Origin of the sequence: Nocardia sp. NPDC049526 (genome assembly GCF_044465765.1) — a bacterium.
Classification (GTDB): Bacteria; Actinomycetota; Actinomycetes; order Mycobacteriales; family Mycobacteriaceae; genus Nocardia.
Genome location: NZ_JBITMA010000021.1, coordinates 28,926 through 54,772, shown reverse-complemented (window position 1 = coordinate 54,772; position 25,847 = coordinate 28,926). Strand labels below are relative to the sequence as shown.

Here is a 25,847-nt window from a genome sequence, read left to right as displayed (position 1 = left end):
TCCGCCGACCTGCCGTACCCCTGGAAAGTCAGGAGAATCAGCAATGCCAGATTGCCTCGTCGAGAAGCGCGCTCACGTTCTCATCGTCACCATGAATCGGCCCGAGGCCCGCAATGCCCTTTCGGCCGAGATGATGGCGATCATGCGCGACGCCTGGGACCAGGTGGACAACGATCCCGATATCCGCGTCGCGATCCTGACCGGTGCGGGCGGTGCGTTCTGCGCGGGCATGGACCTCAAGGCGATGACCGCACAACACCCCGGCGACAACGCGGGCAGCTTCGATCCGACCAAATTGGAGGCGCTGCTCAAGGGCCGCCGACTCACCAAACCGCTGATCGCGGCGGTGGAGGGCCCGGCCATCGCCGGTGGCACCGAAATCCTGCAGGGCACCGATATCCGGGTGGCCGCCGAAAGCGCGAAATTCGGTGTATCCGAGGCGCGTTGGGGCCTGTTCCCGCTCGGCGGCTCGGCCGTGCGGCTGGTCCGCCAGATTCCCTACACCGTCGCCGCCGACATTTTGCTGACCGGCAGGCACATCACCGCCGGCGAGGCCAAGGAGATCGGGCTGATCGGGCATGTGGTCCCGGACGGCACCGCATTGGACAAGGCGCTCGAACTCGCCGCGCAGATCGCGGCCAACGGCCCCCTCGCGGTGCAGGCGATTCTGCGCACCATTCGGGAGACCGAGGCCATGCCGGAAGAGGACGCCTTCCAGATCGAGGCAAAACTCGGCATGTCGGTCTTCCGGTCGGCCGATGCCAAGGAGGGCCCGAAGGCCTTCGCCGAGAAGCGCAAGCCCACCTTCACCGGCAGCTGAATGTGTCGCGCCGACGGTAGTCGAATGGTGGTTCCGGGTAGGGGAAGCGACCATATGACTACCGTCGACAACGGGTGGCTCGCGGCGGGCGTGGTCAGTTGGTGCCGGGGTAGTCCATCCAGAAGGGCTCCCACTGATGGCCGTCCGGATCGATGAACGTGCGGCCGAACATGCCGACCTGGGCTTCCTGGGCGCGGCGATCCTCGTTGATTTCCTCGGTGGCACCTGCGGCCAGGGCGGCATTGGTGAGTGCGTCGACCTCTTGTGCGCTGGCCAGGGATAACGCGTACGCGCCGCCGCTGGTCGCGATCGTGTCGGCGATCGGGCGCTTGCTGAAGTTCGAATAGAAGTCCTTGGTCAGCAGCATGGCGCAGATGTTGTCGTCGATGACGATGCACGCGGCATTCTCATCGGTGAAGTCCTGATTCACCTTCCAGCCGATCGCCTCGTAGAAATCTCTGGACCGGCCCAGATCCGCGACGGGAAGGTTGATGAAGATCATCTTGCTGGGCATGCGGGATCCCTTACGTCGGCTTCGGCGGTCTCTATGTAGAGACGGATCGAGTGCGCGAAACTCATCGGTTCCAGGCACTGTGTGGCCGAACACATCTGTGGCGCCGGCGTGATGATCTTGAAACCGCAGGTAGGGGTGGTCTCGCCTTCGCTCGCGAAGCGCAAGGGGCGCATAACGGACGGCGCTCGATTGTGTGAATTCGGGTCTCGAATGTGTCGGTGGGCTGTGGCAGGGTGACACCCATGAACGACTCCGTCGGCCTCACCCCGGACGTCCTCGAATCCTTCGAAGGGCACCGTCGAGAACTGTGCGCCTACGCCTATCGCATGCTCGGCTCCTCCTTCGAAGCGGAGGACGCGGTGCAGGAGACCTTCACTCGCGCGTGGAAGTCCTACGACTCGTTCGAGGGTCGCGCCAGCCTGAGGTCCTGGCTGTACAAGATCACCACCAATGTCTGCCTCGATATGCTCGACGGACCGCAGCGCCGGGCCCGGCCGATGGATCTGTCCGGTCCGTCGCGGCCGGAGTCGCCGCTGCCGATGCCGCAGCCGGATTACGTGTGGATCGAACCGATCCCGAATGCACTGGCCTTCGGCTCGGATCCGGCCGAGCACGCCTCGGCCAAGGAGACATTGCGGCTGGCGTTCGTCGCTGCCTGTCAGCATCTGCCCGCGACCCAGCGCGCCATCCTGATCATGCGCGAAGTGCTGCGGTTCTCGGCCAGCGAGACGGCCGAGGCACTCACCATGTCCCCCGCCTCGGTGAACAGCGCACTACAGCGTGCCAGGGCCACCATGTCGAAGGTGCAGCCGACGGCCACCGACACCTATGACGAAACCGATAACGATCAGCGCAAACTCGTCGACGATTTCGTCAAGGCCTTCGAGGCCTACGATATGGACACCCTGACCACCCTGCTGAAAACTGATGTGGCGCTGTCCATGCCGCCGATCGAACTCTGGGTCTCGGGCCCCGAGAATGTGGCCGCGTTCATGCTCGGCCACGGCAAGGGTTGCCGCGATTCCCGCATGATCCGGTTGGAAGGCGCCAACGGGCTGCCCGCGTTCGGCCACTACAAGCCGAGCGAGACCGAGCCGGGCGTCTGGGTGCCGTGGTCCATCACGGTGCTGGAGTTGGACGGCGACTCGATCGCCGGGCTCAACTTCTTCCTCGACACCGAAAAGCTGTTCCCGCTCTTCGGTTTGGCGCCGGAGCTGCGCGAACCGGCTGGATGATGTGGGCCGCGCCCGGATGCTGTCGCACAGAAGTGAAGGTCGCACAGAGGCAATGACTATCGCGCAGAAGGTATAGCCCCTGCGCGACGTTCACTCGGTGTGCGACAACACTTTTTGCGACAGCAATTCCGCTGCGCCCGAGGGCGCTACGACGCCGGGATGTAGCGGTCGCGGAGTTTGCGTTTGTAGAGCTTGCCGTTGGGGTCGCGGGGCAGTTCATCGAGGTAGTCGATGGAGCGGGGCATTTTGTATTTCGCCAATTGGGTTGCGGCGAAGGCCAATAGCTCGGCAGTGAGTTCGTCGTTGCCCTCGACACCCGCGACCGGCTGGACGACGGCCTTGACCTCCTGGCCCCAATCCGGATGGGGCAGACCGAAGACCGCGACATCCTCGACCTTCGGGTGGGTGGTCAGCACGTTCTCGATCTCGGCCGGGTAGATGTTCACACCGCCGGACAGGATCAGATCGGAGCGGCGGTCGTGCAGGTAGAGGTAGCCGTCCTCGTCGAGGTGGCCGATATCGCCAACCGTGAAAAGGTCCCCGACCCTTGCCTCTTCGGTCTTCTCCTTGGCGTGGTGGTATTCGAAGCTGGACGCGCCCATGCGCATGTAGACCAGGCCGGTCTCGCCCGCGGGGACTTCGGAGCCGTCTTCCTCGCTCAGCACCTTGATCACCGACCAGGGCCAGGCCTTGCCGACCGAGCCGGGCTTCGTGAGCCATTCGGTCCCGTTGATCACCGTGCCGCCGCCCTCGGTGGCCGCGTAGTACTCGGTGACCGTCGGGCCCCACCACTCCAGCATCTGCCGCTTGGTCTCGGCCGGACACGGCGCCGCGCCGTGCACCATGCTGCGCAATGAAGAAACGTCGTACTTGGCGCGCACGTCGGCGGGCAGCGCGAGCAGGCGGTGGAACTGGGTCGGAACCATATGACTGTGGGTCACCCGGTGCTTGTCGATGAGTCGCAGCATTTCCTCCGCATCCCAGCGATCCATCAGAACGAGCTTGTGCCCCAACTGGATCGAGATGGTGGCGAAGTTCAGCACGGCGGTGTGGTACAGCGGCGAACCACAGATGTGCACGTGCTCGTCGTAGGGCTCGAGTCCGAACAGCCCGAAGAACGCGGTCGAATACACCGGAACGACATCCGGGTCGGTGCCGGTGAGCGGGCGCCGAACCCCCTTGGGACGCCCCGTGGTTCCCGAGGTGTAGAGCATCGGCGCGCCGGTGGTCCGGTTATCCGGCCGACCGGTATCGGCCGCACCGAGCCACGACACCGACTTGAAGCCCTCGATCTCGCCGACCGCGAAACGCGCGGCGGCGGGCAGCCCTGCCTCATCCGCGGCGGCGATCGCGGCGGCGGCGAACCGGTCACTGGCGATGAAGGCCTTGGCCTCGCTGTCGGCGAGGATATAGGCGACCTCCGGGCCGGTCAGATGCCAGTTCACCGCGACGATGTACAACCCGGCCTGATAGGCCGCGAAGTAGGCGGCGACCGCCTCGACGCAGTTGTGCACCATGGTGACCAGCACGTCGCCGGGCTGCAAGCCGAGTGCCCGTAGGCCGGTGCCGTAACGGTTTGCGAGGGTGGCCAATTCGCGATAGGTCACCTCGCGGCCGGATGGATCCACCACTGCGATCCGATCGGGTTCCGCGTTCGCGATGTTCCAGAGACCGAGAATTTCTACTGACTCCTGCGTCACGTCTACGAATCTAGAACGTGTTCTACATCTGTACAAGGGGGGCGAGCCGATGCAATTGCTCGATATCCGGAACCGACACCAGCATCTCGGTGACACCCGCGGCCTCCCAGACCCCGAGTTGCTTACGCACATGCTCCTCGTCACCGATGATCGATGTATCCAGAATCAGCTCATCCGGCACGATTGCGGCGGCCTCGGCCTTCTTCCCGGATTGGAACAGCCTGCCGATCTCGTCGACCTCGCGCTCATAGCCCATCCGCCGGTAGACCTGGGCATGGAAATTCAGTTCGGGTGCGCCCATGCCGCCGATGTAGAGCGCCATGATCCAGCGCATCCGCTCCAACTCGCTCTCGGGATCGTCGGTGATCACCACCTGACAGCTCGCGGCGATCTCGAAATCCGCCCGCGAACGCCGTGCGCCGGCCCTGGCGAAGCCCTCGTCGAGCCAGTCGTTGTACATCCCGGCCAGCCGGGGGGCGTAGTAGATCGCCAGCCAGCCATCGGCGATCTCGGCCGTCAGCGCCACATTCTTCGGCCCCTCCGCACCGAGCCAGATCGGCAAATCCGCTCGTAGTGGATGCACGATCGGCTTGAGCGGCTTACCGAGCCCGGTGGCGCCAGGGCCGGCGTAGGGCAGCGGGTACTGCGGTCCGTCATTGGTGACCGGCGCCTTCCGCTCCAGAATCCGGCGGATGATGCCGACGTACTCCCTGGTGCGCTGCAACGGCTTGGCGAACGGCTGCCCGTACCAGCCCTCGACCACCTGCGGCCCCGAAACGCCGAGCCCGAGGATGGCCCGGCCGCCGCTGAGATGGTCCAGCGTCAGCGCGTGCATGGCCGTCGCGGCGGGCGTGCGTGCCGACATCTGCACCACCGAGGTGCCCAGCCGCACCCGATTCGTCGACGAGCCCCACCACATCAGCGGTCCGAAGGCATCCGACCCCCAGGATTCGGCCGCGAAGACCGCGTCGAAGCCGGCCGCTTCGGCGGCGACCACCATCTCACCGGCATTCTGTGGCGGCTGCGCCATCCAGTATCCGAGTTGCAATCCGAACTTCATGGGAGGCCCTCTTTCTATCGCTAGCGACTGCGTGCAGGTCGCTCGAAAAGATCAGCAACTTCTTGCCACCAGAATAAGAACCTGTTCTACTCGATATCGTGACTCAGGGGAATACCGCATCCGGGACAATCACGGATGAGAGAGGGTCGGAATTGAACACTGCCGCGCCCGACGTACTCAGTGCACCCCTTCGGGTGCAATTCGACTACACGCGATCGGTCGGACCGATCATCGGCGCCTTCCTGGCCAAGCTGCGCGCCCGCCGGATCGTCGGTGTGCGCGGCTCGGACGGGCGGGTATTGGTGCCGCCGCCGGAATACGATCCGGTCACCTCCGCACCGCTGACCGAATTCGTCGACGTGGCCGATACCGGCACCGTCCAGTCGTGGACCTTTGTGCGCGAGCCGCTGCCCGGACAGCCGTTCGACCGCCCGTTCGCCTGGGCCCTGATCAAGCTCGACGGCGCGGACACCACGCTGCTGCACGCCGTCGATGTTTCCACACCCGAGGACATCCACACCGGACTGCGCGTGGTCGCACGCTGGGCCGACGAGACCATCGGCAGCATCAAGGACATCGCCTGCTTCGAACCGGGCGAGACCTCCACCGCACCGGCGGAATCCAGCGCGGACGGCGAGCCGATCGAGGTGCTCATCACACCGGTCGACCTGCAGTACATGCACAGCGCATCGCCGCAGGAGACCATCTACCTGCGCGGTCTGGCCGAGGGCAAGCTGCTCGGCGGGCGCACGGACGCCGCGGGCAAGGTGTACTTCCCGCCGCGCGGCGCCAATCCCACCGACGGCAGGCCGACCGACGAAATCGTCGAACTGCCCGACCGCGGCATCGTCACCACCTTCTGCATCGTGAATGTGCCGTTCATGGGCCAGCGGATCAAGCCGCCGTACGTGGCCGCGTATGTGCTGCTCGACGGCGCGGATATCCCGGTGCTGCACCTGGTGCTCGGATGCGACGCGAGCGAGGTGCGGATGGGCATGCGGGTGGAGGCGGTGTGGAAACCACGCGAGGAGTGGGGCTTCGGGCTCAGCAATGTGGACCACTTCCGACCCACCGGCGAGCCGGATGCCGACTACGAGACCTATAAGCACCATCTCTGAGAGGCCACGTTGACGAACAACGCTCTGCCTACCCACCCCGCCGTCTCCGCACGCTCCGACGGCTACCGTCCCCCTTGCGACATCGCGGTTGTGGGCTTCGCTCACGCACCGCATGTGCCGGAGACCTTCGGCACCACCAATGGTGTCGAGATGCTGGTGCCCATCTTCCAGCAGCTCTACGCCCGACTCGGCATCACCAAGTCCGATATCGACTTCTGGTGCTCCGGTTCCTCGGATTACCTTGCCGGCCGCGCCTTCTCGTTCATCTCGGCGGTCGACGCCATCGGCGCGGTGCCGCCGATCAACGAATCGCATGTCGAAATGGACGCCGCGTGGGCGCTCTACGAGGCATTCGTGAAACTCCGCTCCGGCCAGGCGCAGACGGCGCTGGTGTACGGGTTCGGCAAGTCCTCCGCGGGCACGCTGCGCCAGGTTCTGACCATGCAGCTCGATCCCTATCTGGTCACTCCGCTGTGGCCGGACGCACTGTCCATCGCGGGGCTGCAGGCGCAGGCCGGATTGGATGCGGGACGCTGGACCGAGCGCGATATGGCGGCGGTGGCCGCCGGTGATTCCGGCGATATCGAGACTCTGCTCGCCACACCGTATGTCGCCGATCCGCTGCGCGCGCACGATGTCGCACCGGTCACCGACGGAGCGGCCGCCATCGTGCTCGCGGTCGGCGACCGGGCGCGCGAACTGTGCGAGCGTCCGGCCTGGATCACCGGCATGGCGCATCGGGTGGACACCCCCAATCTCGGCGCCCGCGATCTGACCGTCTCTCCGTCGACTTCGGCTGCGGCACAGTCGGTTACCGGCGGCGATACCAGCGGCTTCGATATCGCCGAACTGCATGCGCAGTTCAGCCATCAGCAGCTGATTCTCGCCGAGGCCATCGGCCTGCGGCCCGAGACCAAGGTGAATCCGTCGGGCGGCGCACTCGCCGCCAATCCGATGTTCGCGGCGGGTCTGGAGCGCATCGGCTTCGCGGCCGAGGCGATTATCGCGGGCAGCGCGAATCGCGCATTGGCCCATGCCAGCAGCGGTCCCGCCCTGCAACAGAACTTGGTAGCCGTTTTGGATTCGGAGGCGAGCCGATGAGTTTCCCCGCTGCGGTGCTCGGCACCGGACAAACCCATCACGTGACGAAACGAACCGATGTGTCCATGGCGGGCATGTGCCGCGAGGCGATCGATCGTGCACTCGTCGACGCCGGACTCACCATCGCCGATATCGATGCGGTGGTGGTCGGTAAGGCGCCGGACTTCTTCGAGGGCGTCATGATGCCCGAGCTGTATCTGGCGGATGCGTTGGGCGCCACCGGAAAACCGCTGCTGCGCGTGCACACTGCCGGATCCGTCGGCGGCTCCACCGGTATCGTCGCGGCCAATCTGGTGCAGGCCGGGGTGCACAAGCGCGTGCTCGCCATCGCCTGGGAGAAGCAGTCGGAATCGAATGCCATGTGGGCGCTGTCGTTTCCGGTGCCCTTCACCATGCCGGTCGGCGCGGGTGCGGGCGGCTACTTCGCCCCGCACGTGCGTTCCTACATCCGCCGATCGAATGCGCCGAGCCATATCGGCGCGATGGTGGCGGTGAAGGATCGCCGCAACGGCGCGAAGAATCCGCTGGCACATCTGCACCAGCCGGATATCACGCTGGAGAAGGTGCTCTCCTCCCAAATGCTGTGGGATCCCATCCGATTCGACGAGACCTGCCCGTCCTCGGACGGTGCGTGCGCCGTGGTGATCGGTGACGAGGATGCCGCGAAGGCCGTCGAGGCCACCGGTAAGAAGGTCGCGTGGGTGCACGGCACCGCCATGCGCACCGAGCCGACCACCTTCGCCGGACGCGATCAGGTCAATCCACAGGCCGGACAGGACGCGGCCGCCGCATTGTGGCAGGCCGCCGGAATTACCGACCCGCTCAACGAAATCGACGTCGCCGAGATCTACGTGCCGTTTTCCTGGTTCGAGCCGATGTGGCTGGAGAACCTGGGCTTCGTCCCGCAGGGCGACGGTTGGAAGCTCACCGATAAGGGTGAGACCGAGATCGGCGGCACGCTGCCGGTCAATCCGTCCGGCGGCGTGCTTTCCTCGAATCCGATCGGCGCCTCCGGGCTCATCCGATTCGCCGAGGCCGCCAAACAGGTCATGGGCCGGGCAGGCGACTACCAGGTCGCGAATGCCAAGAAGGCGCTCGGACACGCGTATGGCGGTGGGTCGCAGTACTTCGCGATGTGGGTGGTCGGCTCGGAGCAGCCGAACTGATGACCCCGCTGAAGTTCACCGTCGGTATCGCGCTGAGTCCGCTGGAGCAGCTGCCGGAATTGGCGAAAACGGCTGAGGAGTGCGGGTTTTCGTCGATCGCCCTACCTGATTCGCTGTTCTACATGAAGTCGGCGGCGGCGAAGTATCCCTACACCGCCGACGGCAGTCGCTTCTGGGGCGCGGACACGCCATGGGTCGACCCGCTCATCGGTGCGACTGCCATGGCGGCGGTGACCAGCCGGATTCGCTTCTACACCAACGTGCTGAAACTCGGTTCGCGCAATCCGCTGCTGCTTGCGCGCCAGGTGGGCTCGGTCGCCAACCTGTCCGGTAACCGGTTCGGGTTCGGCGTCGGAATCGGCTGGGCACCTGAGGAATTCGAATGGTGCGGCGTACCCTATGCCGACCGTGGCGCGCGGGTCGATGAGATGATCGAGGTCCTCGAGTTGGTACTCGGCGGCGGCATGGTCGAGTATCACGGGAAGTTCTTCGATTTCGAGCCGCTGCAGATCAGCCCGGCGCCGAGCGAGCGGGTGCCGTTCTACATCGGCGGCCACACCGCGCCCGCGCTGCGCCGGGCGGCCAAGGTCGGCGACGGCTGGACCTCGGCGATGATGACCTACGACGAACTGTGCGTCACCATCGACAAGCTCGGCGCACTGCGCACCGAATTCGGCCGGGAGAGCGTACCTTTCGAAATCCAGGCGGTGTGCATCGACAAGTTCGGGCGCTCCGGATATCAGGATCTGGCCGATGCCGGGGTGACCGATGCGATCGTGGTCCCGTGGCTGGCTGACGGCATCGGCTTCGACGGTGAGCTGGCGGCCAAACAGGAGTCGCTGCGCCGCTTCGCCGCGAAGAATATCGAGGACCCCATCGTCGCGAAGGCACGCGTATGAGTACTTCCGAACATCCAGCAAGGACCGCCGGGCTTACATCGCAGGCCGCGGTGCGGGCCAGGGACAAGCAGGCTTGGGTCGATCTGTTTGCAACCGACGGCATTGTCGAAGATCCCATCGGCCCTTCGGGTTTCGATCCGGAAGGCAAGGGCCATCGCGGTAAGGAGGCCATCGCGGCCTTCTGGGATATGGCGATCGCGAAGACCGATTCGATCGAGTTCCTGTTCGAGGACTCTTTCGCCTGCGGTAACGAGATCGCCTTCACCGGTCTGATCCGTACCAAGATGGGCGGCCACCAGATCGATGCCGAGGGCGTATTCACCTACAAGGTCGACGAATCGGGCAAAATCGCTGCGCTGCGGGCCTTCTGGGAGGTCGACCGCGCCATGGCTACGGCCGAGCCGATTACCTGAGCGCGCTGCCTCTCCCCTCGGGGGCAGCACAACAAGGGCCCCGTACCGGCTTTGGGCAAACCGGTACGGGGCCCTTGTCTGTCACCGAAGGCCGGGGACCCAGGCTGCCGACACAAGCCTGGATCCCCCGCGCTTCAGTGCGCGACCGGGCAGCCCGAGGCCTTGTAGTCGACCTGGAATTCCTTGACCCCGTTAAGCCAGCCGGAACGCAGTCGCTTGGGGTCACCGAGCTTGGTGATATCGGGCATGGCGTCGGCAATGGCGTTGAAGATCAGATCGACCTCCATCCGCGCCAGATTCGCGCCGATGCAGAAGTGCGCGCCGGTACCGCCGAAGGACAAGTGCTGGTTGTCCTTTCGCATGATGTCGAACTTCTCCGGGTTCTCGAAGACCTCCTCGTCGAAGTTGGCCGAGCGGTAGAGCATGACCACCCGCTGGCCCTTCTTGATCTGCACGCCGCCGAGTTCGGTGTCCTCCAGCGCGGTTCGCTGGAACGAGGTGACCGGGGTGGCCCAGCGGATGATCTCGTCGGCGGCGGTGGCCGGACGCTCCTTCTTGAACAGCTCCCACTGGTCCGGATGCTCCAGGAAGGCCGCCATGCCGTGGGTGATCGCATTGCGGGTGGTCTCATTGCCCGCGACGGCCAGCATGATCACGAAGAAGCCGAACTCCTCCGGCGTCAGCTCATCGCCGTCGACATCCGCCTCGATCAGCTTGGTCACGATGTCGTCGGCCGGACATTCCTTACGCGCCGCGGCCATTTGGTACGCGTAGCCGAGCACCTCGGCGGAGGCGGCGACCGGATCGGCCGTGCTCTCCGGATCGTCGTAGCCGGTCATATCGTTCGACCAGGTGAAGACCTTCCTGCGGTCCTCCTGCGGGATGCCGATCAGCTCGGCGATGGCCTGCAGCGGAAGTTCGGAGGCGACCTGGGTGACGAAGTCGCCTGCGCCGTTCTCCCCCGCTTCCTTCACGATGGCCTCGGCCCTGGTCTTCAGTTCGGCACGCAGGCCATTGATCACGCGCGGGGTGAAGCCGCGGGAGATGATCTTGCGCAGTTTGGTGTGCTGGGGTGCGTCCATGTTCAACAGGACGAAGCGCTGCAGTTCGATCTGCTCGCGGGTGATGTCGTCGTTGAAGCGTGGGATCGCGGTGTTTTCGAAGGTGGAGAACACCTCGCTGCGGCGCGACACCTCCTTGACGTCCGCATGCTTGCTCACCACCCAGAAGCCGTCGTCGTGGAAGCCGCCGACCTCGGGGGGCTGTGGATTCCACCAGATCGGTGCGGTACGGCGCAGTTCGGCGTACTCCTCGACCGGAACACGCTCGGCATAAATGTCCGGGTCCGTGAAATCGAACCCATCCGGCAGATTTGGCCGGGCATTCCGCTGGTCTACCACCAGATGTCTCCTTCGACAAACTGAAACACGTTCTACAATCATTGAAGCATAGGCTGCATAATGAGGGAAGAACAGGACAGATTCCGCCGTCACGGGCGTAAACACACGTTTCAGTTTCTATCCCCAGAGGAAAGGTTGGACATGGGCACACCCGTCATCGTCGAGGCCGCTCGCACCCCCATCGGCAAGCGCGGCGGCTGGCTCGCCGGTCTGCACGCCGCCGAACTGCTCGGCCTCGCCCAGCGCGGACTGCTCGAGCAGGCGCACCTGGATCCCGCAGCGGTGGAGCAGGTTATCGGCGGCTGCGTCACCCAGGCCGGCGAACAGTCCAATAACGTGACCCGCGTCGCCTGGCTCCACGCCGGACTGCCGTGGCAGGTCGGCGCCACCACCATCGATGCACAGTGCGGATCGGCGCAGCAGGCCAACCATCTGATCGCCGGACTGATCGCGACCGGCGCCATCGATATCGGCATGGCCTGCGGCGTGGAGGCGATGAGCCGAGTTCCGTTGGGCGCCAACGTCGGCGAAAACGCGGGCCCGCGTCGCCCGGCCTCCTGGAACATCGATCTGCCGAATCAATTCGAGGCCGCCGAGCGTATTGCCAAGCGGCGCGGCTTCACTCGCGACGATCTCGATGAACTCGGCGTCCGCTCGCAGCGGCTGGCCGCCCAGGCCTGGGCCGAGGGACGCTTCGATCGCGAGGTGCTCACCGTGACGGCGCCCGCCGTCGATAAGGAAGGCAAGCTCACCGGCGAAAAGCTGGACGTGACAAGGGATCAGGGCCTGCGCGACACCTCACTCGAGGGACTGGCCAAGCTGAAGCCGGTACTCGAGGGCGGAATCCACACCGCGGGCACCTCCTCGCAGATCTCCGATGGCGCGGCCGCCGTACTACTGATGGACGAAAAGGCCGCGCAGCGAGCGGGTTTGCGCCCGCGCGCGCGGATCGTGACCCAGGTGCTCGTCGGCGCGGAGCCCGAGTTCCATCTCGACGGCCCGGTGCAGGCCTGCACCCGGCTGCTCGAACGCTCCGGAATGAATATCGGCGACATCGACCTTTTCGAGATCAATGAAGCCTTTGCGGCAGTGGCACTTTCATGGGCTTCTGTACACAAACCAGACATGGACCGGGTCAATGTAAACGGCGGCGCGATTGCCCTCGGACATCCCGTCGGTTCAACCGGATCTCGGCTCATCACAACGGCTTTGCACGAACTGGAGCGTTCCGGCGGCAGCACCGCGATGGTGCTCATGTGTGCAGGTGGTGCGTTGGCGACAGGCACCATCATCGAGCGGTTGTAGCAGTTTCAACCACTTCTGCCCCAAAGTTGAACGTTCATCCCAATGAGCCCAAAACGTGTCGTACGCCACACAAAGTCCAGCACAGGCACGTAGATGACCTATCAGCTATCTTTTCGCTATCATAGACCTATCGGGGAAGACCCTCGCGACGGGCCAGAACCGGTTCACACCACCCCTTCTCAAGAGCCGTTGGCGTGACCCGCAAACGCAACCGTCGCAGTGACTTCACCGGAGCGGCACCTAGAAGCTTCAAGGAAATCCTGAATCAGGCGTAGGTTTTCAGTTACTGAGCCGCTAATATCAATGATACGTATCCGAGATAACGACTGTTAGTACAGCGAAGGGAATTGGGCGGCTCACAATGGCTGATTTCGCGGCGCGGCTGAACAAGCTGTTCGAAACCGTGCATCCCCCGGGGCGCAAGCCGCACACCAACGCGGAGGTTGCGGCTGCGCTGACGGCCTCCGGGCATCCGATCTCGAAACCGTACCTCTCGCAGTTGCGGTCGGGACAGCGGACCAACCCGTCGGACGAAACGGTGGCTGCACTGGCCAAGTTCTTCAAGGTCAAGCCGGACTACTTCTTCAACGACATCTATGCCGCCAAGATCGATCACGATCTGGAGTTGCTGTCCCAGCTGCAGGGCTACGGGCTGCGACGGTTGTCGAGTAGGGCGTTCGATCTGTCCGAAGAATCACAGAACCTCCTCACCTCCATGGCGGAGAAATTGCGGGCAAGCGAAGGTCTGCCCGAAATTCCTCCGGACGGTACCGAATAGGTTCTCCCACAGCGCAGTACGGTGCGGCCCACAGGGTCGCACCGTACTGCGTCATGGGTATGGATGCTTCTCGACATGCGCCACCCATGAATTATGGGCTTGGCAACAAGTGCAGGGTTGCGATAAAAGCGCGCGCCCGGAGTGACGGCGTTGTGACGAAATCAGTTGTGCGGATACGTCGGTAGACACATGGAATCCGGCATGCCATCAGACCTTGCCGGATTCCTTGCTATGTCAACCTTATTGAATACCCGGAGCGAGTCCTTCGGAATGCTTCAGACTGATCGGTTTTGATTGCACACGATCAATTTCGGGCAGCGGCTCCAGTGCCCGCTTCGTAGGCCCGCGCGATTGCCTGGACCCAACCGCGGGGACTAATGCCCTCGGGCGGAGCAATCCACCGCGCGTCGACTACTACATCGCCCAATGGGTTTCGCGCCCACTGCGCAACTCGGTCCGCACGCACCGATACCAGCGGCGGTGGCGGACCCGCGGCGACCAATTCGACGCCGCCGCCGGATTGCAGATACAGCGCGTCCATGATCTGCGCGACCTGATCGGATGCCCTGAGCTGCGTCGAGGTACCGGTCTGCTCATGGGCGACCACCTCCGGAAACCGGCCGACCATGACGTGGTGCAGAACCTTGGTCTGCCGCAACAGGATTCGCGCACGCACCCACAACTCCACCACGATCCAGACCGCACCGAACGCGATGAGCAGCGCGGCCGCCGCCCAGATCGGCCAGGCCCAGTCCGGTTCGCCGGCCTGCGCGGGCTGCGCACCGGTGCGGGCCCGGCGGACCTGCAGCACGGCCAGTACCGCGACGACCGCGGTGCCCGCGGTGTAGATCGCGATACCGCGACCGAGGGCGGTCCAATCCAGATTGCGCACACCGGTGACGACGATGAATACACAACCGAGTGCGACGACTATCCAGCCGAAGGTGGTGGACCAGAACAGATTCACCGCCACCGCGAGCACACCGACGCCATAGATGACGAAGGCGATCTGGCGCAGATTGCTGCGGGAGACGACCGGCCACGCGGCCGAGGCGACCACCGAGGTCGCGGCCGCGAAGAGGATCCAGGCCGAGGCGACGATGCCGTCGGAGAGCATGCCCGAATGCAGGCCGCGCGGTAGCAGATTGTCCAGCGCCAGCGCGATCTCGGGAACCGCGACGGTGGCCGCGCCCGCGACCGCCGCGACCGCGACGACGATCGCCACCCGGGCTGTCGTGGCCGGCTTCACGAGCACGCGCCCCACACGCGCACCGGCGGCAACCCAGACCAGCATGGCCGTCAACCAGAGGGTCATCCCAGCGCCTCATCGAATCGAAGGACCGAGACGCCTGCGCCCCGGCTGTTGAATACGCGGAGTCGGGTCATCAACATGGCGGCGAAGGTTTCGGCCTCCCATTCGGCGAGTTCGTCCGTGCCGTCGGCGACGATCTGCTGATGCGCCCGCTGACTGAGCATGTAGGCGATCAGATCGTCGCTGGCCTCCAGTGTCACCTCCGGCGCGGGCGCACCCTCGTGATCGAAGACGATATGGCCCAATTCGTGTGCGAGCGTGTGGTCGCGGCTCGGCAGTGCCGTGGCGAGCACGATGACATCGCGGTCCGGATAGAACCGGCGCTGGCCGCAGACACCGGGACCCAGTTCGGCACTGGCGATTTCGATCTCACGGCGCCGCTCGCCGGCAATGGAGGCGACGACCTCCTCCAAGGTGGTCGCATCGGAATCCGCGGCGACCGCGCATACCGCGTCGACCGCCGCCGCGACCCGGCGGTAGGCCCGGAGTCCGTTTTGGGTCCTGCTGTCACTCATCGAACGCCCCCTTACGTCCTCGGTCCGAAGAATTCGGCACGAGCGGCATCGATGCGGGCCTGCGCGGCCGACGCGCTCTGGAAACTCACTGCACCGGAACCGGTTCCGGCCAGTGCGAGCGCGATCAGACCGCCGACGACACCCAACACGTTGGGCTGCGGCAGGCCGTCCTCGGCACTGGTGGGCCGGACGTCCGGATTCGGTTTGGCCGCGGGCGGTGCGGCAGGCTCGGCAAGCGGCGGTGCCTGCTCAGGAGCGGGGGCGGGCGGCGCAGCCACTGGGACCGGCGCGATCTGTGGCGCCGCGGGTGCGGGCGGTGCAGGCGGAATGATGATCGGCGCGGGCGGCACCGCGGGCGGCGTCGGCAGCGGGATCAGGAGCAGCAACAGTGGCGAGGCAGAGCCGACCGCCGCGGAACCGACTGCGGCCGAACCCACAGCGGCAGAACCAGTTCCGGCCGAACCCACGCCCGCGGAACCGACACCGGCCGAGCCGACCGCGGCCGAACCCGTGCCCGCCAGTGCCGATCCGGTGCCGATACCGGCGGAACCGACTGCGGCAGAACCGGTTCCGAGCAGAGCCGAACCGGTGCCGAGCGCGGCCGAGCCCGTACCGGCGGCCGCCGAGCCGACGGCGGCGGATCCGGTACCGAGAATGGTGGCAACACCGGTCGAGCCGGTGCCGATGATCGCGCCGGCGCCCGCGGAACCGGTGCCGATGATGGTGCCCACGCCTACCGAGCCACCGCCGAGGAGTGCGCCGAGCAGACCTGTCGCGCCTACCGCGGCTGAACCCGCGGCCGAGCCGGGACCGACGGCGGGGTTCACACCGGCTGCGACATCGGTCGGATCGACCGGCGAACGCACATTCGACTGGCCCGGAATCGTCAGCGGCATCCAGACATCACCGTTCGAATCCGGCGTCGGATTATTCGGGTCCGTGCACTGCGCACAGGCGCCGCCGGGCTGCGCTTCGGCCGAGACGCCCCCGAGTAGCGCGAAGCCGGCGACAGTCGCAAGTACTGCGACCACACGCGACGTGCGACCAACGGCCATGCGCCAGCCTTCCCCTCATCGAAATAGCGCAGATCTCTTGCCCGGTCGCAACACTTCAGTTCCGGGACTTTGACGGACGGGAGCCCATAGTAAACCTCAGCCCAAATCCGCGCAGTGGCTCGGGCCACGCCCGGCATTCGACACGCCCGACCGGCCGTGCGCCCGTTATCGATCGACCGCCCAGATCATCTCCTCGGAAGTCCGGCTGTAATCCCGAACATATTTCCGCGTTAATCCCCCTACACGCACTTGGGCCAAACGGGCAGACCAGTACGTATGTCGATGCCGCGCAGCGGCGAATTGGACGCGCCCGCAGTGGAACCCGTGCCGGTCCGTTCGCCCGGCGATGGACCCACCGCGGACCGCATCCGCGCATCCTTACGACCAGAACACGAATCCAGGGACGCGCCGTCGCGACCGAGCCGAGCCGGAGCGACAAATAGTACGGCCGTACCGATCCCTGTCGGGTGAAGCAACCGTCCAGCTTTTCGGCGCGGCCGGAACTATTCGGCGCTCAGGCGCCGTAGACCGCCTCCGGCGGGACAGACTTGGCGATCAGGTCGGCGACGACCGGGCCGAGTTCGGCGGGATTCCAGCGGGCGCCGCGATCCACCGCGGTGCCGTGCCGCCAGCCGTCGGCGAGTGCAACCTTGCCGCCTTCGACCTCGAACATCCGGCCGGTGACGGCCGCGGATTGCGCACTACCGAGCCAGACCACGATCGGCGAGACATTCTCGGGAGCCATGGCGTCGAAGCCGTCCTCCGGGGCGGCCATGGTCTCTGCGAAGACGGTTTCGGTCATGCGCGTGCGGGCGGAGGGGGCGATGGCATTGACGGTGACGCCATAGCGCGCGAATTCGGCCGAAGCGGTGAGGGTCAGGCCCGCGATACCCGCTTTGGCGGCACCGTAATTGCTCTGGCCGACACTGCCCTGCAGGCCCGCGCCGGAGCTGGTGTTGATGATGCGGGCATCGACCGGGCGACCCGCCTTGGACTCACCGCGCCAGTACTCGATCGCATGGCGCATGGTCGCGAAGTGGCCCTTGAGGTGGACCCGGATTACCGCATCCCACTCGTCCTCGCCCAGGTTCACCAACATGCGGTCGCGCACGAAACCGGCATTGTTGACCAGCACGTCCAGGCCGCCGAAGGCATCGACCGCCTGACGGATGAGATTGCGGGCGCCGTCCCAGTCCGCGACGTCGTCGCCATTGGCCACGGCCTCGCCGCCCAGTGCCTTGATCTCGGCGACGACCTGTTCGGCGGGCGTCTCGCTGGTCGCCGCGCCGTTCAGCGCGGACCCGAGATCATTGACGACCACGCGGGCTCCGGCGGCGGCGAAGGCGAGCGCGTGCGCCCGGCCGATACCGCGGCCGGCGCCGGTGACGATGACAATGCGCCCCGCGCAGATCTGCTCGGTGTCCATAACCTGTTGTGTCCTCTTCGTTTTCGGATTCGATTGTTCAGGCCTGAGCGGTCTGCTCGCCGAGATTCGCATTCGACGCCGCGAGGAATGCCGGACGCTCACCGCCGCCGTGCACCAGCAGCGACGCGCCGCTGACAAAGGCGGCCAGCGATGAGGTCAGGAATGCGGCGCAGCGGCCGATGTCCTCGGGGCGAGCCATCCGACCGAGCGGAATGGTCGCGCCGACGGCGTCGATACCGTCTTGATCGCCATAGTGCAGTTCGCTCAGTTCGGTGACGACCGGACCCACGACCAGCGAATTCACCCTGACCTTCGGCGCCCATTCGACGGCGAGCGAGGAGGTCAGGCTGTCGATGCCCGCCTTGGCCGCGCCATAGGCGGCGGTCCCCGGCGACGGTCGGTGCCCGCTGACGCTGGACACCATCACGATGGAGCCACCGCCCGGCTGCCGCTGCATCACCGCATTGGCTGCCTGCGAGACCAACAGGGGCGCAAGCAGGTTCAGCTCGACGATCTTGCTGTGGAAGTTCTTGCTGGCGTCGGCGGCGAGGGCGAACGGGGCGCCGCCGGCATTGTTGATCAGGTGATCGAGGCGGCCGTGCCGCGCGACGATCGTGTCGACCAAACCCTGCACGGCATCGGCATCGCGCACATCGCAGGGCAGGTATTCGATCTCCCGGCCCCCATACGCCACCGGCTCGTCACCGGGGCGTCGCGCGCAGGCCACGACAGTCGCGCCCGCGGCCAGGAAGACCCTGCTGACGCCCGCGCCCACCCCGCGCACACCGCCGGTGACCAGGACGACGTTGCCGGTGAGGTCTATTTCGAGTGCCACCGTGCTAACCTACCAAGCAACTGCTTGCTTCGCCAGTTCGTAGCGACTGCTTGCAGGTCGCTCGAAAGGGTCAGCAGCGACTGCTTGCAGGTCGCTCGAAAAGATCAGCGCCGAGGTTTCGGACCATCTCGGCACACACGATGGGACATGCGATGGGGATCAACCGTCACTCCGAATCAACCGGCATCACCGTGGTCACGGTCGACTACCCGCCGGTCAACGCCATACCGTCCGACGGCTGGTTCACGCTGGCGGATGAGATCCGCGCGGCCGGGCGCGACCCGGAAACCAAAGTGGTGGTGTTGCGCGCCGAGAACCGCGGCTTCAATGCCGGTGTCGATATCAAGGAGATGCAGCGCTCCCCCGGCCATCAGGCGCTGATCGACGCGAATCACGGCTGTTTCGAGGCGTTCGCGGCCGTCTACGACTGCCCGGTGCCGGTGATCGCGGCGGTGCAGGGCTTCTGCCTCGGCGGCGGCATCGGCCTGGTCGGCAATGCCGATGTCGTAATCGCCTCGGATGACGCGACTTTCGGCCTCCCCGAGGTCGACCGCGGTGCGCTCGGCGCGGCCACTCACCTGTCCCGGCTGGTGCCGCAGCATCTGATGCGCGCGCTCTTCTATACCGCGAGCACCATCACCGCACAGCAGTTGCAGCACTTCGGCTCGGTGTACCAGGTGGTACCGCGCGCCGAACTCGATGCCGCCGCACTGGAGGTCGCCAAGAACATCGCGGCCAAGGACGGCCGGGTCATCCGGGCGGCCAAGCGGGCGCTCAATGGCATCGATGTGCAGGACGTGCACCGCAGCTACCGCTATGAGCAGGGCTTCACCTTCGAACTGAATCTGGCCGGTGTCGCGGATGAGATCCGTGCGCGGTTCGACGACGATCTGGCCGCGCGCAAGGAAGAGAGCAAGGAAAACTGATGCGGGACAAGCGAATGTCGCTCGACGAGGTCGTGGGCGAGCTGCGCAGCGGTATGACCATCGGCATCGGCGGCTGGGGCTCGCGGCGCAAGCCGATGGCGCTGGTGCGGGCCATCCTGCGCTCGGATATCACCGATCTGACCGTGGTCAGTTACGGCGGACCCGATATCGGTCTGCTGTGTTCGGCGGGCAAGGTGCGCAAGGCGTACTACGGCTTCGTCTCGCTGGATTCGCCGCCGTTCTACGATCCGTGGTTCGCCAAGGCGCGCACCTCCGGCGCATTGGTCGCCCGGGAGATGGATGAGGGCATGTTGAAATGCGGGCTGGAGGCGGCGGCCGCACGACTGCCGTTCCTGCCGATCCGCGCCGGTCTCGGATCCGATGTCGTCAATTTCTGGGATGGCGAACTGAAGACCGTCGCGTCGCCGTATCCGGACGGCGATGGACGAACCGAGACGCTGATCGCGATGCCCGCGCTGAATCTCGATGCGGCGCTGGTGCATTTGAATATCGGCGATAAACACGGCAATGCCGCCTACACCGGTGTCGATCCGTACTTCGATGACCTGTACTGCCTGGCCGCCGAGCGTCGCTACGTGTCGGTGGAGCAGGTGGTGGAGACCGAGGAACTGGTGAAAGCCGTTCCACTGCAGTCGCTATTGCTCAACCGGATGCTGGTCGACGGCGTGGTCGAGGCGCCCGGCGGCGCGCACTTCACCCTGGGCGCCGATAGCTATGGCCGGGACGAGAAGTTCCAGAAGCACTATGTGGAGTCGGCCAAGACGCCGGAGTCCTGGCAGCAGTTCGTCGACAAGTATCTGGCGGTCTCCGAGGACGAATATCAGGCCGCCGTTCGCGAGTTCGCACAGGAGGCGCAGAAATGACAGCATCGCGAAGCGATTCCGTGAGGGGTGGTGCTCAGGTGACGGGCGGGCCCACAACTGAAACTGTCACCAGGGCCGAGATCTGCGCCATCGCGTGCGCCGAGATCTTCAGCGGCGCAGGCGAAATCATGGCCTCACCGATGTCACCGATGACGATCATCGGCGCGCGGCTGGCCAAGTTGACCACCGAACCGGATCTGCTGCTCTCCGATGGCGAGGCACTGTTCTTCGCCGACACTCCCCCGCTGGGCGGTAAAGCGCCGATCGAGGGGTGGATTCCGTTCCGCAAGGTGTTCGATGTGGTCGCCTCCGGCCGGCGCCATGTGGTGATGGGGGCCAATCAGCTCGATCGGTTCGGCAATCAGAATCTGTCGGCATTCGGTCCGTTGCAGCAGCCGACCCGGCAGATGTTCGGTTCGCGCGGTGCGCCGGGCAACACCATCAATCATCCGACCAGCTACTGGGTTTCGCGGCATACGCGTCGGGTGTTCGTCGATCAGGTCGATATCGTCTCCGGCGTCGGCTACGACAAGGTCGATCCGGCCGATCCGGCGTATCGGTTCCATCATCTGCACCGGGTGGTCACAAACCTCGGCGTCTTCGATTTCGAGGGACCCGACCACACGATGCGGGCGCGCAGTTTGCACCCGGGCGTCACCGCCGATGAGGTCGCCGAGAACACCTCGTTCGAGATCGCCGGACTGGCCGAGGCGGGCCAGACCCGGCTGCCGACCTCGGAAGAGCTGCGGTTGATCCGGGATGTGCTCGATCCCAGGAAGGTTCGGGAATCGGAGGTGCCGTCATGAGCTCGCTGCGGACACCGCTGACCGAGTTGGTCGGCATCGAACATCCGATCGTGCAGACCGGTATGGGTTGGGTGGCCGGGCCGAGCCTGGTGTCGGCGACGGCCGAGGCGGGTGGGCTCGGGATTCTGGCCTCGGCCACGATGACATTCGCCGAATTGGAAGCCGCGATCGCGAAGACCAAGGCGCATACCAAGAAGCCGTTCGGCGTGAATATCCGCGCCGACGCCACGGATGCGCCCGAGCGGATCGATCTGTTGATCCGGGAGAAGGTCGCCGTCGCGTCATTCGCGCTGGCACCGAAGCAGGAACTCATCGCCGAGCTGAAAGATGCCGGTGTGGTGGTGATTCCGTCGATCGGCGCCGCCAAGCATGCGGTGAAGGTCGCGTCCTGGGGCGCCGATGCGGTGATCGTGCAGGGCGGCGAGGGCGGTGGGCATACCGGTCCGGTGGCGACCACGCTGCTATTGCCGTCGGTGCTGGATGCGGTCGATATTCCGGTTGTCGCGGCGGGCGGATTCTTCGACGGACGCGGTCTGGCCGCCGCATTGGCCTACGGCGCCGCGGGTGTCGCGATGGGTACGCGCTTCCTGCTGACCAAGGAGAGCACCGTGCCCGACGCGGTCAAGCAGGAGTATCTGAAGCGACAGCTGCAGGACACCGTGGTCTCGGTCAAGGTCGACGGCATGCCGCACCGGGTGCTGAATACCGAACTCGTTGATCGCCTGGAACATTCGGGGCGCTGGCGGGGGTTGGCCGCCGCGGTCTCCAATGCGGCGAAGTTCAAGGGCATGACCGGCATGAAGTGGTCGACCATGGTCCGTGACGGTCTGGCCATGCGAAAGGCCAAGGACCTCAGCTGGTCTCAGGTCGTGATGGCCGCCAATACCCCGATGCTGCTGCGCGCCGGACTCGTCGAGGGCAATACCCATGCGGGCGTGCTCGCCGCAGGCCAGGTCACCGGCATCATCGATGACCTGCCCACCTGTAAGGAACTCATCGACCGCATCGTCGCCGATGCCCTCACGCGGATCGACACCATCGCCGCACTCGCCGCGGGCTGACACCATTCACCCTCCCCCGCACCGACATTCCGGGGTTCAGCTGTCACGGGATGGCTTGCCGTCCCGTGGTTACCCGGCCGTGCCGGGCACGTCGTGTGCCGTACCCGGCTTACCTCCCGCAGCCAGGTGGACGGGCCCACAACTTCCAGCCCGGTCCACCGGCTGCGGTTGCGTTCTCGAGCGTTCCTTTGCCGAGGGTAGTCAAATGGTCGTCGGGGCCGGGGTGTGCTGCGCCCCTTTGACTCCCCTGGATGTGAGGCGACCGCCGGGCGTGCCGGATGGGTGTCGAGGGTAGTCGAATGGTTGTTGCGGGCCGGGGTACCAGCCGCCATTCGACTACCCTCGATGGGGACCGGGCTAGCTGAGGCGTTCGATGATGGTGGCGTTGGCGGTGCCGCCGCCCTCACAGATGGTGAGCAGGCCGTAGCGGCCGTTGCGGCGTTCCAGCTCATTGAGCAGGGTGGCGAAAAGCTTTGCGCCAGTGGCACCGAGCGGATGGCCGAGGGCGATCGCGCCGCCGTTGACGTTCACCTTCTCCGGATCGGCGCCGGTCTCCCGCAGCCAGGCGAGCACGACCGGGGCGAAGGCTTCATTGATCTCGACGACATCGATATCCTCGATGGTCAGACCGGTCTTCTCCAGCGCCCACTTGGTGGCCGGAATCGGGCCGGTGAGCATCATGATCGGATCGGCGCCACGAGCGCTCACATGGTGGATGCGGGCGCGCGGCCGCAATCCGTATTCCGCGACAGCCCATTCGGAGGCGAGCAGGGTCGCGCTCGCGCCGTCGGAGATCTGGCTGGCGACCGCGGCGGTCAGCGTGCTGCCCTCGGCGAGCACGGGCAGCGACGCCATCTTCTCGAGCGAGGTCTCGCGCGGTCCCTGGTCGATCCAGAAATCACCGACGGGCACGATCTCACCGTCGAAGCGGCCGTTCTTGATGGCATCGCGGGCGCGCTCATGGCTGCGCATTGCCCAGCGCTCCATCTCTTCTCGGCTGATATTCCACTTGTCGGCGATCAGCTGCGCACCGTTGAACTGCGAAACCTCGGCGGTGCCATAGCGATGGTCCCAGCCCTGCGCACCGACGAAGGGTGCGTCGAAGCCATATTCCTTACCCGCCAACATGGCCGCCGAGATCGGGATGGCGCTCATGTTCTGCACGCCGCCCGCGACGATCACCTCGGCGGTGCCGCTCATGATGGCCTGCGCGCCGAAATTGATGGCCTGCTGGGAAGATCCGCACTGCCGGTCGACAGTGACCCCGGGAACTTCCTCCGGATAACCGGCGGCCAGCCACATGGTGCGGCCGATATTGCCCGCCTGCGGGCCGATATTGTCGACGCAGCCGACGATCACATCGTCGACCACCGCCGGATCGATCGGGTTGCGATCCAGCAGCCCGCGCAGTGCGGCCGCGCCGAGATCGGCCGGATGCACCGCGGCCAGCGCGCCATTGCGCTTGCCGACCGGGGTGCGCACCGCGTCGATCACATAGGCATCCCGCAGCGGGGCGTAGGGGCGACGAGCGGATGGTGCTGACATGGAGAACTCCTACTTGGTATTGCCCGGCGGGAGCGACGGGCCCGGAGGCGGTAGCTTGCGTAACCTTGGAGGGCCTCGCGACCGCCAAGATCAACTACGGCACGGTCAGGCCGTCCAGCACGATGGTCAGGTACTGCTTGGCGAGGTTCTCGACGGTGATCGAGCCGCCGGGCTCGTACCACCGCACCGCAACCCAAACCGTGTCCCGGAGGAACCGGTAGGCCAATTCGACGTCGAGTTCGGGCCGGAAGCTGCCATCCTCGACGCCATTGATCAACACCCGGTGCCACAGCTCGCGGAATTCGCGGTTGTATTCCGCGATATAGGTGAACCGCTCCGAATCGCGCAGGCGCTTGGCCTCGGCCTGGTAGATCGCCACTGCGGCGTGTGAGCGGTCGAAGGATTCGTAGGACGCGATCACCAAGGCTTCCAAGGTATCTCGCGAACTGAGCCCGGAGGCCACGATCTCCCGGTACCGGCCGAACAGATCGTCGAGGAAGCCGCGCAGAATCTCGTCGACCATCGACTCCTTGGAATCGAAGTGGTGATAGAGGCTCCCCGATAGAATCCCGGCCGCATCGGCGATATCCCGCACAGTGGTCGCACGCAGCCCACGCTCGGCGAACAGTTGGGCCGCGAGTGCGAGCAATTCGTTGCGCCGAGCTGATTTCGAGGCGTCTGGTGCGGTCACACGGCTCATAATACAACCAAGCATTTGCTTGGGCCAGCGGCGTAGCTCGATTGGTCAGCGCATCGAATAGCGCAGTGGTGACGACACCGACAGGTCCGCCAGCAGTCGGTCGCAGATCACGACCGGTGAGACGCCTGCGCGCGCCATCCGGGCGACCAGCGCGAGTCTGCGCTCACAGCTGTCCCATTCGACGGTCAGCGGACCGCGATCCGGGCCCGCGTCCACGGTCGCCATGACGCGCGGTGGACCGAATGGGACCGGCTCCTCGATGAGTTTGAGGATCATGCCGCGCTGCCAGGCTCGATAGGTATCCATATCCGCGCCGACCACCAGCTTGTCCGTGGCGGCGCACAGCCCTTGGGCGATCTCGTCGGCGAATGCCCCGCGATCGAAGCGGAATCTGCGGCATTTGCGAATGACGTCGAGCAGATCCGCTCGCACCTCACACAACAGTGCCGTCTGCCGCCGCCGTCTGCGGTCCTGTTCGGATCCGAGCGATGCGGCACTGAGCCCGATGCGGCAGGCACGTTCATAATCGCGTGCGATATCGGCACGCAACGCACCGCGCGGATCACGGGCGACCTCGGACTCGTCGATCGCATACTGCTCGAGAATCTGGGCGGCCCGGGTCGCGGTCGTGCGCTCGGACGTGTGGTCCATGAGTTCGGCACCGAGGGTGAGTGCCGCGAGCACCATGCTGTCCAGACGTCGCCTGGCCAGCACGACTTCGCGCACCAATTCGAGTTCCAGTTGTTCGCGGGCCTGTGGGCGATCCTGCCCCATAGCCATCGCCCCTTAGGGGAGTGCGGGATTCGACCACTCCCAGCATTGCACACCTGGATGCGCCGCGTCCCGGCCTTTTTACCTGATCAGGCAGTGTTTGATTTGCCGCGCCTTCGGCGCGGCGGGTTCGCGGCCCCCTGGTGTCTCGCGTCCGAGCCGTCGAGACTCGCGCCTGCGGCGCATGCGCTTCGACGACTCGGACGCGAGACGGACCGCGAACGGGTCGCTCGTAAGACTCGCTCCATCGGGGTCACCAATGGCGGATCGCTCGGCGCCTGATGGGTACGTACCGGGCGGGCGAGGCCCGCGTCTGTCGCGCATGCGCTCGGGACGACTCGGACGCGAGACGGGCCGCGAACGGGTCGCTCGTAAGACTCGCTCCATCGGGGTCACCGATAGCGGATCGCTCGGCGCCTGATGGGTACGTACCGGGCGGGCGAGGCCCGCGTCTGTCGCGCATGCGCTCGGGACGACTCGGACGCGAGACGGGCCGCGAACG

The 25,847-nt window shown here is 65.6% G+C and carries 25 protein-coding genes; 13 read left to right on the top strand and 12 right to left on the bottom strand.

Annotation, left to right across the window (positions count from 1 at the left end):
• The first annotated feature begins 43 nt into the window (after window positions 1–43).
• Window positions 44–820, top strand: a complete 777-nt coding sequence (locus ACIBW7_RS39385) for a crotonase/enoyl-CoA hydratase family protein (protein ID WP_397055594.1) — start codon at window positions 44–46, stop codon at window positions 818–820.
• A 94-nt stretch (window positions 821–914) separates the two neighbouring features.
• Here the strand turns inward: ACIBW7_RS39385 and ACIBW7_RS39380 are convergent, their stop codons facing one another.
• Window positions 915–1,334: a VOC family protein gene (locus ACIBW7_RS39380; protein ID WP_397055592.1), complete on the bottom strand. Its 420-nt coding sequence runs from the start codon at window positions 1,332–1,334 to the stop codon at window positions 915–917.
• A gap of 242 nt (window positions 1,335–1,576) precedes the next feature.
• Here ACIBW7_RS39380 and ACIBW7_RS39375 point away from each other — a divergent pair, with 242 nt between their 5' ends.
• Window positions 1,577–2,569: a sigma-70 family RNA polymerase sigma factor gene (locus ACIBW7_RS39375; RefSeq protein WP_397055590.1), complete on the top strand. Its 993-nt coding sequence runs from the start codon at window positions 1,577–1,579 to the stop codon at window positions 2,567–2,569.
• 146 nt (window positions 2,570–2,715) lie between these two features.
• On the opposite strand, the gene ACIBW7_RS39370 is transcribed toward ACIBW7_RS39375, so the two are convergent.
• Both ACIBW7_RS39370 and ACIBW7_RS39365 read right to left on the bottom strand, forming a co-directional pair.
• Window positions 2,716–4,269: an acyl-CoA synthetase gene (locus tag ACIBW7_RS39370; RefSeq protein WP_397055588.1), complete on the bottom strand. Its 1,554-nt coding sequence runs from the start codon at window positions 4,267–4,269 to the stop codon at window positions 2,716–2,718.
• Between the two features lie 22 nt (window positions 4,270–4,291).
• Window positions 4,292–5,329 (bottom strand): LLM class F420-dependent oxidoreductase, encoded by a 1,038-nt coding sequence (locus ACIBW7_RS39365; RefSeq protein WP_397055586.1) that lies wholly within the window; start codon window positions 5,327–5,329, stop codon window positions 4,292–4,294.
• A 152-nt stretch (window positions 5,330–5,481) separates the two neighbouring features.
• Here ACIBW7_RS39365 and ACIBW7_RS39360 point away from each other — a divergent pair, with 152 nt between their 5' ends.
• The 5 genes from ACIBW7_RS39360 to ACIBW7_RS39340 are packed head-to-tail and all read left to right on the top strand — an operon-like array spanning window position 5,482 to window position 10,026.
• A complete protein-coding gene (locus tag ACIBW7_RS39360) occupies window positions 5,482–6,447 on the top strand; it encodes a Zn-ribbon domain-containing OB-fold protein (RefSeq protein ID WP_397055584.1) in 966 nt (321 codons plus the stop codon).
• Window positions 6,448–6,471: 24 nt separating this feature from the next.
• A complete protein-coding gene (locus tag ACIBW7_RS39355) occupies window positions 6,472–7,548 on the top strand; it encodes a thiolase domain-containing protein (RefSeq protein ID WP_397055722.1) in 1,077 nt (358 codons plus the stop codon).
• Window positions 7,545–8,714, top strand: a complete 1,170-nt coding sequence (locus ACIBW7_RS39350) for a thiolase domain-containing protein (RefSeq protein WP_397055582.1) — start codon at window positions 7,545–7,547, stop codon at window positions 8,712–8,714. The genes ACIBW7_RS39355 and ACIBW7_RS39350 overlap by 4 nt, the downstream gene beginning before the upstream one ends.
• An 8-nt stretch (window positions 8,715–8,722) precedes the next feature.
• Window positions 8,723–9,613, top strand: coding sequence for a TIGR03619 family F420-dependent LLM class oxidoreductase (locus ACIBW7_RS39345; RefSeq protein WP_397055720.1), 891 nt, complete (start codon window positions 8,723–8,725; stop codon window positions 9,611–9,613).
• A complete protein-coding gene (locus tag ACIBW7_RS39340; RefSeq protein WP_397055580.1) occupies window positions 9,610–10,026 on the top strand; it encodes a nuclear transport factor 2 family protein in 417 nt (138 codons plus the stop codon). The genes ACIBW7_RS39345 and ACIBW7_RS39340 overlap by 4 nt, the downstream gene beginning before the upstream one ends.
• Window positions 10,027–10,160: 134 nt before the next feature.
• Here ACIBW7_RS39340 and ACIBW7_RS39335 read toward each other — a convergent pair whose 3' ends face one another.
• On the bottom strand, window positions 10,161–11,468 hold the full coding sequence (locus tag ACIBW7_RS39335) for a cytochrome P450 (protein ID WP_397055578.1): 1,308 nt from the start codon (window positions 11,466–11,468) through the stop codon (window positions 10,161–10,163).
• A gap of 99 nt (window positions 11,469–11,567) precedes the next feature.
• Here ACIBW7_RS39335 and ACIBW7_RS39330 point away from each other — a divergent pair, with 99 nt between their 5' ends.
• Window positions 11,568–12,731: a steroid 3-ketoacyl-CoA thiolase gene (locus ACIBW7_RS39330; RefSeq protein ID WP_397055576.1), complete on the top strand. Its 1,164-nt coding sequence runs from the start codon at window positions 11,568–11,570 to the stop codon at window positions 12,729–12,731.
• A gap of 361 nt (window positions 12,732–13,092) precedes the next feature.
• Window positions 13,093–13,509, top strand: a complete 417-nt coding sequence (locus tag ACIBW7_RS39325; RefSeq protein ID WP_011207048.1) for a helix-turn-helix domain-containing protein — start codon at window positions 13,093–13,095, stop codon at window positions 13,507–13,509.
• Between the two features lie 304 nt (window positions 13,510–13,813).
• Here ACIBW7_RS39325 and ACIBW7_RS39320 read toward each other — a convergent pair whose 3' ends face one another.
• The 5 genes from ACIBW7_RS39320 to ACIBW7_RS39300 all read right to left on the bottom strand — a co-directional run bounded on the left by ACIBW7_RS39320 (window position 13,814) and on the right by ACIBW7_RS39300 (window position 18,652).
• Window positions 13,814–14,824 carry a hypothetical protein gene (locus tag ACIBW7_RS39320; RefSeq protein WP_397055574.1) on the bottom strand — a complete coding sequence of 337 codons (1,011 nt, stop codon included), beginning with the start codon at window positions 14,822–14,824 and terminating at the stop codon, window positions 13,814–13,816.
• A complete protein-coding gene (locus ACIBW7_RS39315; RefSeq protein ID WP_397055572.1) occupies window positions 14,821–15,336 on the bottom strand; it encodes an ImmA/IrrE family metallo-endopeptidase in 516 nt (171 codons plus the stop codon). The genes ACIBW7_RS39320 and ACIBW7_RS39315 overlap by 4 nt, the downstream gene beginning before the upstream one ends.
• Window positions 15,337–15,347: 11 nt before the next feature.
• Entirely contained in the window at window positions 15,348–16,391 is a 1,044-nt protein-coding gene (locus ACIBW7_RS39310; RefSeq protein WP_397055570.1) for a hypothetical protein, read from the bottom strand.
• 514 nt (window positions 16,392–16,905) lie between these two features.
• Complete coding sequence (locus tag ACIBW7_RS39305; protein ID WP_397055568.1) at window positions 16,906–17,817, bottom strand: SDR family oxidoreductase; 912 nt, start codon at window positions 17,815–17,817, stop codon at window positions 16,906–16,908.
• Window positions 17,818–17,854: 37 nt separating this feature from the next.
• Entirely contained in the window at window positions 17,855–18,652 is a 798-nt protein-coding gene (locus ACIBW7_RS39300; protein WP_397055566.1) for an SDR family oxidoreductase, read from the bottom strand.
• Between the two features lie 152 nt (window positions 18,653–18,804).
• On the opposite strand from ACIBW7_RS39300, the gene ACIBW7_RS39295 reads away from it, so the two are divergent.
• Genes ACIBW7_RS39295 through ACIBW7_RS39280 form a run of 4 tightly spaced genes read left to right on the top strand, consistent with a single transcriptional unit; the run spans window position 18,805 to window position 22,329 of the window.
• Complete coding sequence (locus ACIBW7_RS39295; protein WP_397055564.1) at window positions 18,805–19,578, top strand: enoyl-CoA hydratase family protein; 774 nt, start codon at window positions 18,805–18,807, stop codon at window positions 19,576–19,578.
• Window positions 19,578–20,462 carry a CoA transferase subunit A gene (locus ACIBW7_RS39290; protein ID WP_397055562.1) on the top strand — a complete coding sequence of 295 codons (885 nt, stop codon included), beginning with the start codon at window positions 19,578–19,580 and terminating at the stop codon, window positions 20,460–20,462. Before ACIBW7_RS39295 ends, ACIBW7_RS39290 begins: the two co-directional genes overlap by 1 nt.
• Window positions 20,459–21,268 carry a CoA-transferase subunit beta gene (locus ACIBW7_RS39285; RefSeq protein WP_397055560.1) on the top strand — a complete coding sequence of 270 codons (810 nt, stop codon included), beginning with the start codon at window positions 20,459–20,461 and terminating at the stop codon, window positions 21,266–21,268. The genes ACIBW7_RS39290 and ACIBW7_RS39285 overlap by 4 nt, the downstream gene beginning before the upstream one ends.
• Complete coding sequence (locus ACIBW7_RS39280) at window positions 21,265–22,329, top strand: NAD(P)H-dependent flavin oxidoreductase (protein ID WP_397055557.1); 1,065 nt, start codon at window positions 21,265–21,267, stop codon at window positions 22,327–22,329. Before ACIBW7_RS39285 ends, ACIBW7_RS39280 begins: the two co-directional genes overlap by 4 nt.
• Before the next feature lie 357 nt (window positions 22,330–22,686).
• Here ACIBW7_RS39280 and ACIBW7_RS39275 read toward each other — a convergent pair whose 3' ends face one another.
• The 3 genes from ACIBW7_RS39275 to ACIBW7_RS39265 form a co-directional block, all read right to left on the bottom strand.
• Window positions 22,687–23,874 (bottom strand): acetyl-CoA C-acetyltransferase, encoded by a 1,188-nt coding sequence (locus tag ACIBW7_RS39275; RefSeq protein WP_397055555.1) that lies wholly within the window; start codon window positions 23,872–23,874, stop codon window positions 22,687–22,689.
• Between the two features lie 94 nt (window positions 23,875–23,968).
• Window positions 23,969–24,574 carry a TetR/AcrR family transcriptional regulator gene (locus ACIBW7_RS39270; RefSeq protein WP_397055553.1) on the bottom strand — a complete coding sequence of 202 codons (606 nt, stop codon included), beginning with the start codon at window positions 24,572–24,574 and terminating at the stop codon, window positions 23,969–23,971.
• A gap of 45 nt (window positions 24,575–24,619) precedes the next feature.
• Window positions 24,620–25,348, bottom strand: coding sequence for a hypothetical protein (locus tag ACIBW7_RS39265; RefSeq protein ID WP_397055551.1), 729 nt, complete (start codon window positions 25,346–25,348; stop codon window positions 24,620–24,622).
• Window positions 25,349–25,847: the final 499 nt, after the last annotated feature.